This window comes from Mameliella sp. AT18 (assembly GCF_028807275.1).
Taxonomy (GTDB): Bacteria; Pseudomonadota; Alphaproteobacteria; order Rhodobacterales; family Rhodobacteraceae; genus Antarctobacter; species Antarctobacter albus.
This window is the reverse complement of sequence record NZ_JARAMO010000056.1, coordinates 1-11,394: the sequence shown is the minus strand read 5'-3', so window position 1 is coordinate 11,394 and position 11,394 is coordinate 1. Positions and strand designations below refer to the sequence as shown.

Genomic DNA, 11,394 nt, shown 5'->3' with positions numbered 1-11,394 from the left:
ATGAAGGTCTCGGACGGCGCGCCATTGGCGAGGATCACGTCGTGGTCTTCGGTTTCAACGTGGTAGACGGTGAATGTCTCCGGTAGCTCGGCCATCGGGACAAAATCGATGCTTGATCCATTTACCAGCGCTGAGGCGTTGATCACCAGACGATCAAGGATCATGCCGTGGTCTGCCGTCACGGTCAGGTCGTGATGCGGCAGTCCGTTGCCCAAAGCGCCGGCTTTGATGCGCACAGGTGCGGCGGCGGCACCCGAGAAGAACGGCAAACGGGTCTGTCGTCCGATCCACTTGACCGGCACCGCGCGGCCCTCTGCCGTGGTCACAAGGTCGCCGGCGCGCAGCGCTTCTACCGCGGTTTCTCCGTCAGGGGTGGCGATCAGCGTGCCCTCGGCAAAGCAGGTGGGAAAATCGTCCGTGGAGCGCGAGGCGTAGACGATCGGTTGCGGGAAATTGAAGTCCGAGACAGAGAGGTAGTCCGGAACAACGATCAGCACCTGAATGATGTTCGGATCCGTGAAACTGGCCGCACCTTGTACCAGGGCCAGTTCCATCGTGCCGCCTCCGACCATGTCCACGTTTATGGTGCCCAAATAGGGCAGTTGCTCGCCCGCGACCGTGGCGACGATTTCGTTCTCCGAAAAGACCATGTCGCCCGCACCATTCCCGTCGTCGAAGGTGAAGTTTTGCACCGTGGTCCCCTCGAAGAACGTGACGGTGTTCGTGGTATTCACCTGGTAAGACGCGTAGCCTGAAATCTCATAAGTTGCCATGTGGCACCTTTTTCTTGCCTGGGGTCATCGCAATAGTTTCGCGGAGACCGGTTGAAATGGAATGCTTGCAAAGCTGATCGGCCAATGTCGACCGGCTAACCAAATATCTGCGGATAGGTGTGACTTATGCAACTGACGATGCCGAGTCATGGGCAAAGCCAGGTGGTCCATTCGCCCGAAAACACACGTCCAAGTGGGGCATCCCAACGGTGTCCCGCCAAGCTTGGAGCGGTGGCGGGACCCCTTGCTGCAGAGGTGGCCGTTGCATGATCGTCTGCGCATAGAAAAAGGCCCCCGTATCAAACTTCGGGGGCCTTTCATGAGGTGGTTAGATGTGGACCGGAGGGGGCGTTACGCCGCCGCCACCGGCGCCTGTGCGAGGTTGCGCAGCACGTAGTGCAGCACGCCGCCGTGTTCGATGTATTCCACCTCGATGGCGGTATCGATCCGGCATTTCAGCGTGATCTCCTTGGTCGACCCATCCGCGTAGGTGATGGTGCAGGGCACTTCCTGCAGCGGCTGCACGGTGTCGAGGCCCGAGATCGAAACGCTCTCGTCGCCCTTCAGGCCCAGAGATTTGCGGGTGTCGCCGCCGGTAAACTCGAAGGGGATGACGCCCATGCCGACCAGGTTCGAGCGGTGGATGCGCTCGAAGCTCTCGGCGATGACCGCCTTGACGCCCAGGAGCGCCGTACCCTTGGCCGCCCAGTCCCGCGACGAGCCGGCGCCGTACTGTTCGCCGCCGAAGATCACCAGCGGGGTGCCGGCGTCCTTGTAGGTCATCGCGGCATCGTAGATCGAGGTCTGGTTGCCATCGGGGCCCTTGGTATAGCCGCCCTCGACGCCGTCCAGCATCTCGTTCTTGATGCGGATGTTGGCGAAGGTGCCACGCATCATCACCTCGTGGTTGCCGCGACGCGATCCGTACGAGTTGAACTCGCGCACCGGAACCTGGCGCTCGACCAGGTACTGACCGGCGGGGGTAGTGTCCTTGAAGGACCCGGCCGGAGAGATGTGGTCGGTGGTGATCATGTCGCCCAGCAGGGCCAGGACGCGCGCGCCCTCGATATTGGTGATCGCGCCCTTCTCCTTGCCCATTCCCTGGAAGTAGGGCGGGTTCTGGATGTAGGTCGAGGTCGCCGGCCAGTCATAGGTTTCCTGCTGCGGAACCTCGACGCCCTGCCACTTCTCGTCACCCTTGAACACGTCGGCGTACTTGGACTGGAACGCCTCGCGGGTCACGGTCTGCTCGACCAGCTCGGCCACTTCCTGCGTGGTCGGCCAGATGTCTTTCAGGTAGACGTCCTTGCCGTCCGGCGTCTGACCGATCGGTTCGCTGGTGATGTCGATGTTCATGTCACCGGCCAGCGCGTAGACCACGACCAGCGGCGGCGACGCGAGGTAGTTGGCGCGCACGTCGGGCGAAATCCGGCCCTCGAAGTTGCGGTTGCCCGACAGGACCGAAGTCGCGATCAGGTCATTCTCGTTGATCGCCTTCGAGATTTCCGGCTGCAGCGGGCCGGAGTTGCCGATGCAGGTGGTGCAGCCATAACCGACGAGGTTGAAGCCGACCTTGTCCAGGTCCTCCTGCAGGCCGGCGGCCTCCAGGTAGGCCGAGACAACCTGCGAGCCCGGCGCCAGCGAGGTCTTGACCCAGGGCTTGCGGGTCAGGCCAAGGGCCGCGGCCTTGCGGGCCACGAGGCCTGCGCCGATCATCACATAGGGGTTCGAGGTGTTGGTGCAGGAGGTGATCGAGGCGATCACGACCGACCCGTCGCGCAGCTCATAGTCCTCACCCTCGACCTTGGCGGTCTTGTGGATGTTGACCGGCTTGGTCGCGGCGGGGCCTTCGGCGGCCATGTCCTTGGCGTCGCCCGAGATGTCGATGCCGCGGAAATCTGCCACGACCTTTTCAAAGGCCGGCGCGGCTGCGGTCAGGGCAACGTAGTCCTGCGGACGCTTGGGGCCGGAAATGGCCGGCACGATGGTGCCCATGTCCAGTTCCAGCGTGTCGGTGTAGACCGGCGCGTAATCCGCGTCGCGCCACATGCCGTTCGCCTTGGCATAGGCCTCGACCAGCGCGATGCGGTCCTCGTCGCGGCCGGTGTTGCGCAGGTAGCGCAGGGTCTCGCCGTCGATCGGGAAGAAGCCGCAGGTGGCGCCGTACTCGGGCGCCATGTTGGCGATGGTGGCGCGGTCCGCCAGCGGCAGCTTGTCCAGGCCTTCGCCGTAGAATTCCACGAACTTGCCGACCACCCCCTTGGCGCGCAGCATTTCCACGACCTTCAGGACGAGGTCGGTGCCGGTGGTGCCTTCCATCATCGCGCCGGTCAGCTTGAAGCCGACGACCTCGGGGATCAGCATGGAAATCGGCTGACCCAGCATCGCGGCCTCGGCCTCGATGCCGCCCACGCCCCAGCCCAGAACGGCGGCGCCGTTGACCATCGTGGTGTGGCTGTCGGTGCCGACCAGCGTGTCGGGGTAGGCCACGGTTTCGCCGTTCTGGTCCTCGTCGGTCCAGACGGTCTGGCTGAGGTATTCCAGGTTCACCTGGTGGCAGATGCCGGTGCCCGGGGGAACGACGCGGAAGTTGTTGAACGCGGTCTGGCCCCATTTCAGGAACGTGTAACGCTCCATGTTGCGCTCATACTCGCGGTCCACGTTCATCTGGAAGGCGCGCGGGTTGCCGAATTCGTCGATCATGACCGAGTGGTCGATGACCAGGTCGACGGGGTTCAGCGGGTTGATCTTCTGTGCGTCGCCGCCGAGGGCCTTGATGCCGTCACGCATGGCGGCCAGGTCGACCACGGCGGGAACGCCGGTAAAGTCCTGCATCAGCACGCGCGCCGGACGGTAGGCCAGTTCACGGTCGCCCTTGCCGCCGTTCGCGGCCCAGTCGCTGAACGCCTTGATGTCGTCCTGGGTGACGGTCTTGCCGTCCTCGAACCGCAGCATGTTCTCCAGCACCACCTTCAGCGCGGCGGGCAGTTTCGAGAAATCGCCAAGGCCCGCGGCCTCGGCCGCCGGGATCGAGTAATAGGCGACGGTCTTGCCGCCGGCTTCGAGCGTCTTGCGCGTGCCCGCGCTGTCATGGCCTACGGTGATGGTCATGGGCAATGCCTCCGATGGGGTGACGAGAATGTTCCTTGCGCCCCTCTTGCCGAAAGCGGGGGACTCAATCAAGGGGGGTGCGTCGTTTTTGTATACCGTTGCACACAATTTTGTCCGGCAGGGTGGCGGAACCGGTGCCGCTCGCTCTTGCCGCCGTGCAAACCGGCACACTGCCTGCCTCCTCATCGCCCCGGGTTCGCGGACGCGCTGTGCGCGATTGGGGCAAAACCTGTCACGCAATCTCCCAAAACCTTGATTGGCGTTCGAGAACGCGCTTGGGTAGACCCGGACGGGGGAACGAGACAAGGGCAAGGCATTCATGCACAGGTTTGCAGGTATGGTGGCGGCGGGCTGGATCGCGCTGGCAGGGGCGGTCAGCGCCCAGGACAATCCGGTCGTGGTCGAGCTTTTCACCTCGCAGGGCTGTTCCTCCTGTCCCCCGGCGGACGCCATCCTGGCCGAGCTGAGCGACCGCGACGACGTGATCCCGCTGGCGCTGCATGTCGACTACTGGGACTACATCGGCTGGAAGGATGCCTTTGCGCAGCACGCCTTTACCCAGCGGCAAAAGGCCTATGCCCGGACCGGCGGCTGGAAGATGATCTATACCCCGCAGATGGTCGTCAACGGCCAGGACGATGTCGTCGGCTCACGCCCGATGAAACTGTCCAAGCTGATCCGCAAACATGCCGAACAGCCGGCCCATGCGCGCCTCACGGTCACCCGTGACGGCGATGCCATCGTCATTCACGCCGAGGCGCTGCAGTCGATGCGGCCCTGTGACGTGCACGTCGTGCGCTATGATCCGGCCAAGGAAATCACCATCACCCGGGGCGAGAACGCGGGCCATACGCTGACCTATACCAACATCGCCCGCCGCTGGGACGTGGTGGGCCGTTGGGACGGGCAGGGGCCCTACGAAGGGCGCGTGACCGTCGGCGCTGATACGCCCGTGGTCGTGCTGGTGCAGGACCCGAAGGACGGTCACATCGTGGCGGCGGCCCGCTTGCGCTGACGTTTCATCTGGCGCTTGGGTTTCCAGCGCCGGTGCGTCCACATCCATTGCCCCGGATCGTCCTTGATCCGTGCCTCCAGCCGCCGTGTCGCCTCGCGCATCATCTCGACCGGATCGCCATGTTCGATCGGCTCTTCGAGGATGGTGTCAAAGCCGTAGCGATCGGCGCGGCGGATGCCGAAATAGGGGATCAGCAGCGCCCCGGTCTTGAGCGCGATATCCGCCGGGGATGTCACGGTGGGCGCCGGTTGGCCAAGAAAGTCGATGGGCACGCCGGAGCCGTCGAAGACGTCAAAGACCATCGCCAGCACGCCGCCGCCGCGCACATGGCGCAACAATGCCTTCAACCCGCCGGGCCCCTGCACGAAAACCGGCTCTGCCACGTCGCGATAATTCTGGACGTAGCGTGCGTTGGAATAGGGGTTCGACATGGCCCGCAACAGCCCGCCCACCTCGTAGCCGCGCGCCACCAGCGCGCAGCGGGCACAGATCGGGTTGCCGTAGTGCCCAGAGAGCAGCAGCACCGGTCGCCCCTCGGCCCGCGCCTGTTCGAAGTCGGCCAGGCCGGGGCCGCCCACCGGGTAGGCGGCGCCCCGTTGCAGCATCTCGGCCGGGTCGTAATTCTCGATGAAGGCGCGGGCGAGGTTGTCGATCGCCGCATCGGCGATGCGGCGCTTTTCCTCGGGCGGCGTTCCGGGCCATACGTGGTCGATATTGGCCTCGACCCGGTCGTAATATCCCAGCGCCGGGGCCACGGCGCGGCGCACGATCCAGCTGGCCAGGTTCAGCCGCTGCCGCACCGGCAAGAGGCGCAGAGCGCCGACAAAGAGGTTCAACCCGATGTCGGACAGGCGGTCCTGCCAGGTGCCGCGCGCGACCTCTGGTTTCGCCTCGGGTTTGCCCGCCTTCCGCGTGTTTGCCGTGTCCTTGCCGCTCACCGGGGCCCCCTCGTACAGATCGCCCTCGTTCTATGCAGGGCGATGCCGGGCGGCAAGGGGCGGGGGCATCACTCTTCGTCGGGGGTCACAAGCTCGATCTCGCCCACCGAGACCAGGTCGCGGATCGCGCTGACCACAGCCGCCATCGCCTTTTCGCCGACCTTGGCCTTGACCTCGCCCAGCCCAGCGGCCTCTTCGCGCAGGTTCTCGCCCAGGCGCTTGGACATGTTGGCATAGAGGAATTCGACCGCCTTCATCTCTTCGGGGGTACCCTGGTTCGCGGCCGCCAGCGCCAGCGCCATCGTGTCCGGCGGCACGTCGCGGGTGATCTTGGGCACGTCCATCGGGTTCAGCCGCTCCGGGATGTTGGCAAAGGTAAAGATCGCCTTGCGCACCGCCTCGGCAAAGGCCGCGTCCTCCTGTTCGAGGTTCTGCAACAGTTCCTCGCGCACGGCGGTGTTGGAATAGTTCAGGATCGCGCCCAGCCGTTCGTCGGGCCGGGCCTTGAAGGCCTTGGGCGGTTCGGCGTCGATCTGCGCCGCCAGGCTGAGGCCGATCCGGTCCACCGCGTCGGGTGTCACGCCCGTGGTCATCGATACCGCGTAGGAGATCCGCCGCGCCTTGTCGCCCGGCAGTTTCGCCAGCACCTGCGCTGCCTTGCCGACGGCGATCTTGGACATCATGACGGCGGCGATTTCGATGCTTTCAGACATTACCAGAGTCTTGATCTGGTCCACGTCCAACGCGTTGATCCGCGCCCAGGGATCGCCGGTCTGGCGGACCCCTGCTTCCTTGCGCAGACGCATGGCGGTATGCGGGTTGATCTTGCCATCCAGCGCGTTCAGCGCACCCGCCATGTCGCCCGGAAAGGCGAGACCGACCGATTCGAGTTCGTTCGAGAACTCCTCGACCACGGCATTCAGAGTTTCGCGGTCGACGTAGCGCATATTGCCCAGCAGCATCGTCAGCTCGGCCTGGTATTCGTCCGGCAGCGCGGCCAGAGGCACATCCGCGCCTTCGTTCAGCAGGAATTGCACGATGATGGCGGCCTTGGCCTTGCGGCTGAGACGGGGCTTGCCACCGGGGGCCGATGGGGCAGGCAGGGCAGCGAGTGCGGACATCCGGTTTTTTCCGACCATGTTGTTGGGCTTTGGCCAAGGGGTAACGCCACAAGGTTTCCGGCCCGTTAAGCCCGATGCCGGAAATCGCCCGGGGAAACGCCTGCAATTGTTGGTAAATTTCCGGGCCAGTTTAGCGATCATAAAGACGCGGCAGGGCAGAACCGAGGGGGCGAAACGAAACGGGCAGCCCAATGGGCCGCCCGCGAAAGTCCTGTCCGGCACCCTGTGGCGCCTCTGGCCGTCAGCTGGCGATCACCACGCAGCTGTGGCTTTCCTGGTCGTAGGTCATGCCGTCGGCACAGCTCATGGCCTGCTTGGTATGGGCCGGGCAAGCCATCGAAAGCGCCGGTGCCACAATAAGGGCCGTCGCGGCGAAGATCATCTTCAGCTTCATCTTCATGGTCCTCCTGTATGCGTGTATCCGAAAGGGTAGCACGCAAGAGGCCGCTGGCAAAAACAAACTTGCCCGGCAGGGCCATGCCCGCGCAACATCCCGAAAACCTGCCCGGTTTCGGGGCGCTCAGTGATCGTGTTTCGCGATCCCGCGGCCGATCATGACATAGTTGACCGGCAGCGTGGCCACAAAGCCGACCGGGATGGCAATGCCCATCGACAGCCAGAAGGCCGTGCTCCAGACCGTGCCGGAGGTCATGCCGCCCATGAGATAGTCGACGGCGTTCATCACCGCTTCCATCGTCAGGATCGAGACCGTCTCGCCCAGCCAGACCATGCCAAGCGCAGCACCCACTCCGACCCCCAGCCGCCGCGCCAGCGGAACAGAGGCCAGTGTCAGGCCAAAGAGCAGCGCCAGGGAGGTGGTCAGGGCGATGATCGGCCAGGGACCCAGCCCCAGCGACACACCGATCATCAGCCCCAGAACTTCGCCACTGACGCAGCCGGTGGCACAATGGACCGTCGCCCAGAAGGCGGCGGGCCATGTGGCGTGGGTGTCATGCGTGTCGTCCTGCGCATCCCCGTGATGCGCAGGGGTATGCTCTTGATGTTCCATACCCCTCAGGTAGGGTCGCCGAACACCCTTTCAAAGATCGTGTCGACATGCTTGGTGTGATAGCCAAGGTCGAATTTCTCGTTGATCTCTTCTTCGGAGAGCGCCGCGCGCACCTCTTCGTCGGCCAGCAACTCCTCGCGGAAGTCGGTCCGGTGATCCCAGACCTTCATCGCGTTGCGCTGCACAAGGCGATAGGCGTCCTCGCGGCTGACACCGGCTTGGGTCAGCGCCAGCAGCACGCGCTGCGACATGACAAGGCCGGGGAACTTGTTCATGTTGTCCAGCATGTTCTGCGGGTAGACCAGCAGCTTGTCGATGACACCGGTCAGGCGGTGCAGGGCGAAATCCAGCGTGATCGTGGTGTCGGGGCCGATGTTCCGCTCAACCGACGAATGCGAGATGTCGCGCTCGTGCCAGAGCGCCACGTTCTCCATCGCCGGGATCACCGCCATGCGCACCAGCCGGGCAAGGCCGGTCAGGTTCTCGGTCAGCACCGGGTTCTTCTTGTGCGGCATCGCGGACGAGCCCTTTTGCCCCATCGAGAAGAATTCTGCCGCTTCCAACACCTCGGTCCGCTGCATGTGGCGGATCTCGATGGCGACGTTCTCGATGCTGCTGGCGATCACGCCCAGCGTGGCGAAAAAGGCCGCGTGGCGGTCGCGCGGAATGACCTGGGTGCTGATCGGCTCGGGGACGAGGCCCATCTGGTCGCAGACGTGCTCTTCGACCGCCGGGTCGATGTTGGCAAAGGTGCCGACGGCGCCGGAGATGGCGCCGGTTGCAATCTCGGCCCGCGCGTCGCGCATCCGGCTCAGGTTGCGGTCCATCTCGGCGTAGAAGCGGGCAAAGGTCAGGCCCATCGTCGTCGGTTCGGCGTGAATGCCGTGCGACCGCCCGATGCGCACCGTGTCCTTGTGCTCGTAGGCGCGTTTCTTCAGCGCCGCCAGCAGGCCTTCGAGATCCTTGATCAGGATGTCGCTGGCGCGCACCAGCTGCACGTTGAAACAGGTGTCCAGCACGTCCGACGAGGTCATGCCCTGGTGGACGAAGCGTGCCTCGTCGCTGCCCACGTGCTCGGCCAGGTGGGTCAGGAAGGCGATGACGTCATGCTTGGTCTCGCGCTCGATCTCGTCGATGCGGTCGATGTCGAACGTGACATCCTTGGCCTTCCAGACGGCCTCGGCGTTTTCTTTCGGGATCACGCCAAGGTTGGCCTGTGCGTCGCAGGCATGGGCCTCGATCTCGTACCAGATGCGGAACTTGGTTTCGGGGCTCCAGATGGCGACCATCTCGGGACGGGAATAGCGGGGGATCATGGCGGACCTCTCGGCTGGGACTGCGACGTTGGGGTGCCATACGCCGCCGGGGATGTATCGGCAATAGGGGGGCGGGTGCGCCGCGACGATAGGGAACAGGGCGGCTGTGGCTTTCCCCGGGGCGGTGCCGCGTGTTAGCACTCTGGAATCCGGCGGGGACGGCAAGATGACAGGGCAATCAGACACTGTGGTGGCGCGGGACCTCGGGGCATTCCTCGGCGTCTGGCAGGTCAGCCGGCAGATCCGGCAGGACGATGGCGCCCGGGGCCGGTTCGAGGGCACGGCCCGCTGGCAGGCCGATGGCACCGGTGCGATCTATTGTGAACGCGGGCAGTTCTGGCTGGGCGGGCAGGGGCCCTTCGTGGCAGAGCGCAGCTATCGCTGGGACGCCGACCTGACCGTCTACTTCGAGGATGGCCGCCTGTTCCACCAGGTGCCGGCCCAGGGTGGCGCGGTCGCGCATTGGTGTCCGCCGGATCAATACGATGGGCATTATGATTTCTCGGACTGGCCGCGCTGGTCGCTGCGCTGGCGTGTCTCCGGCCCGCGCAAGGGCTACCAGAGCCTGACCCGCTACACGCCGCCAGGGGGATCGGGGTCATGAGAGGCCGTGTCTATGGCACGACCCGCTTGCCGCAACGGCAATGTATACGGTCGCATTCATATAAGGCACTGAAAAGACGCCGTTTATCCTCTTTACTTTGCACCTGCAGCAATTCATGTTGCGCCCGATAACCGGAGTCCACCCCATGCCGCCCATCCAGGACCATCCGCTGCGCTTCAAGCTGGCCAACGAGTTGCACGCGCGCCCCTTTCCCTCGCTCACGGCGCCGTGCCGGGCGATCTACCTGGCGATCAAGCAGCCCAAGGACGCCGCCGCCCGCGACCGGGGCGCGGACCTGGCGCATCTGATCGACCTGCTCGACCGGCACGAGACCCCGCATCCCCAGCCCGGCGCCACGCATTACCAGGGCCGGATCGGGCAATTCATGCTGAAATGGGAACAGCATACGGAATTCGTGACCTACACGGTCTTCATGCCGGGGCTAGGCGATCGCGCCTTCGATCCGGCGGATTTCGATGTCTTCCCGCCGGACTGGCTGGCCCGCGCGCCGGGCGTGCGTGTGACATCTGCCATGCTGCGCATCGACGAACGCCCCGCCGACGACACCGCCATCAGCCGCCAGTTGCACGACTGGCTGGTGCCCGAAAGCGTGGCGGTCAGCGAGGTGATCGACGGCGACGCGGTGATTGCGGGCGACTTCCGAATCGATCCGGCGGGGCACCAGCGCTTTGCCATCTTCGTCCGCGAGGGCATCGGCCAGCGCCGGGTGGGGCGTATCGTGCAACGGCTCTGCGAGATCGAGACCTACAAGGCCATGTCGATGCTGGGCTTTACCCGCGTCCGCGAGATCTCGCCCCGGCTGGGCGAGATCGACACCGAGCTGACCCGGCTGATGCAGATCATGACCGACGAGGACGGCCAGGAGGAAGGCACGCTCAAGGCGCTGCTCAAGGTATCGGCCCAGCTGGAAAGCCTGTCGGCGCGCATGTCCTTCCGGCTGGGCGCGACCGGCGCCTACGAGGCCATCGTGGGCCAGAGGATCGAGGTGCTGCGCGAGGAACGGTTCCAGGGCCGGCAGACCTTTTCCGAGTTCATGATGCGCCGCTATGACCCGGCCATGCGCACGGTGAAAAGCGCCGAGCGCCGGTTGGAAAGCATGACCAACCGGGCCACCCGCGCCGCCGACCTGCTGCGCACCCGGGTCGAGGTGGGACGTTCGGCGCAGAACCAGCAACTGCTGGAAAGCATGGACAAGCGCGCCGAGCTGCAGCTGCAATTGCAGAAGACGGTCGAGGGGCTGTCGGTGGTGGCGATCAGTTACTATGCGGTCTCTTTGGCGGGATACCTGATGTACCCGGTGGCGGACTTGCTGGGGATCAGCAAGGGCATGATGACCGCGATACTGACGCTGCCGGTGGTGGCGGTGGTCTGGCTGATGATCCGCCGTATCCGGCATCACATGGAGGATGGCGGGCCGGATCTGTAGGCGGGCCGCCGGGACGGGAATGTTTGCGGCCTTGCCGCAAAGGCGCCCGCCCGCCGACCC

General features: G+C 64.8%; 10 protein-coding genes. 3 read left to right on the top strand and 7 right to left on the bottom strand.

Annotated elements, in window-relative coordinates; translation table 11 throughout:
- Together PVW46_RS07200 and acnA are read right to left on the bottom strand one after the other, a co-directional pair.
- Positions 1-773 (bottom strand): Hint domain-containing protein (locus PVW46_RS07200; RefSeq protein WP_274575387.1); only part of this gene is annotated, 773 nt, incomplete at its 3' end.
- Positions 774-1,124: 351 nt separating this feature from the next.
- Positions 1,125-3,884 (bottom strand): aconitate hydratase AcnA, encoded by a 2,760-nt coding sequence (gene acnA / locus PVW46_RS07195; RefSeq protein ID WP_274575386.1) that lies wholly within the window; start codon positions 3,882-3,884, stop codon positions 1,125-1,127.
- 319 nt (positions 3,885-4,203) lie between these two features.
- On the opposite strand from acnA, the gene PVW46_RS07190 reads away from it, so the two are divergent.
- Positions 4,204-4,899 carry a DUF1223 domain-containing protein gene (locus tag PVW46_RS07190; RefSeq protein ID WP_069208523.1) on the top strand — a complete coding sequence of 232 codons (696 nt, stop codon included), beginning with the start codon at positions 4,204-4,206 and terminating at the stop codon, positions 4,897-4,899.
- On the opposite strand, the gene PVW46_RS07185 is transcribed toward PVW46_RS07190, so the two are convergent.
- The 5 genes from PVW46_RS07185 to purB all read right to left on the bottom strand — a co-directional run bounded on the left by PVW46_RS07185 (position 4,869) and on the right by purB (position 9,283).
- Positions 4,869-5,837: a lysophospholipid acyltransferase family protein gene (locus PVW46_RS07185; RefSeq protein WP_083242198.1), complete on the bottom strand. Its 969-nt coding sequence runs from the start codon at positions 5,835-5,837 to the stop codon at positions 4,869-4,871. The genes PVW46_RS07190 and PVW46_RS07185 overlap by 31 nt on opposite strands.
- Positions 5,838-5,905: 68 nt before the next feature.
- Complete coding sequence (locus PVW46_RS07180; RefSeq protein ID WP_069208573.1) at positions 5,906-6,958, bottom strand: flagellar motor switch protein FliG; 1,053 nt, start codon at positions 6,956-6,958, stop codon at positions 5,906-5,908.
- 241 nt (positions 6,959-7,199) lie between these two features.
- Entirely contained in the window at positions 7,200-7,358 is a 159-nt protein-coding gene (locus tag PVW46_RS07175) for a hypothetical protein (protein ID WP_157903776.1), read from the bottom strand.
- Between the two features lie 120 nt (positions 7,359-7,478).
- Positions 7,479-7,967 carry a DUF4396 domain-containing protein gene (locus tag PVW46_RS07170; protein WP_069208522.1) on the bottom strand — a complete coding sequence of 163 codons (489 nt, stop codon included), beginning with the start codon at positions 7,965-7,967 and terminating at the stop codon, positions 7,479-7,481.
- A gap of 5 nt (positions 7,968-7,972) precedes the next feature.
- Entirely contained in the window at positions 7,973-9,283 is a 1,311-nt protein-coding gene (gene purB, locus PVW46_RS07165; RefSeq protein WP_043143288.1) for an adenylosuccinate lyase, read from the bottom strand.
- Between the two features lie 166 nt (positions 9,284-9,449).
- On the opposite strand from purB, the gene PVW46_RS07160 reads away from it, so the two are divergent.
- Positions 9,450-9,887 carry a DUF6314 family protein gene (locus tag PVW46_RS07160; RefSeq protein WP_069208521.1) on the top strand — a complete coding sequence of 146 codons (438 nt, stop codon included), beginning with the start codon at positions 9,450-9,452 and terminating at the stop codon, positions 9,885-9,887.
- Positions 9,888-10,032: 145 nt separating this feature from the next.
- Positions 10,033-11,334 carry a DUF3422 family protein gene (locus PVW46_RS07155; RefSeq protein WP_043143289.1) on the top strand — a complete coding sequence of 434 codons (1,302 nt, stop codon included), beginning with the start codon at positions 10,033-10,035 and terminating at the stop codon, positions 11,332-11,334.
- Positions 11,335-11,394 lie beyond the last annotated feature (60 nt).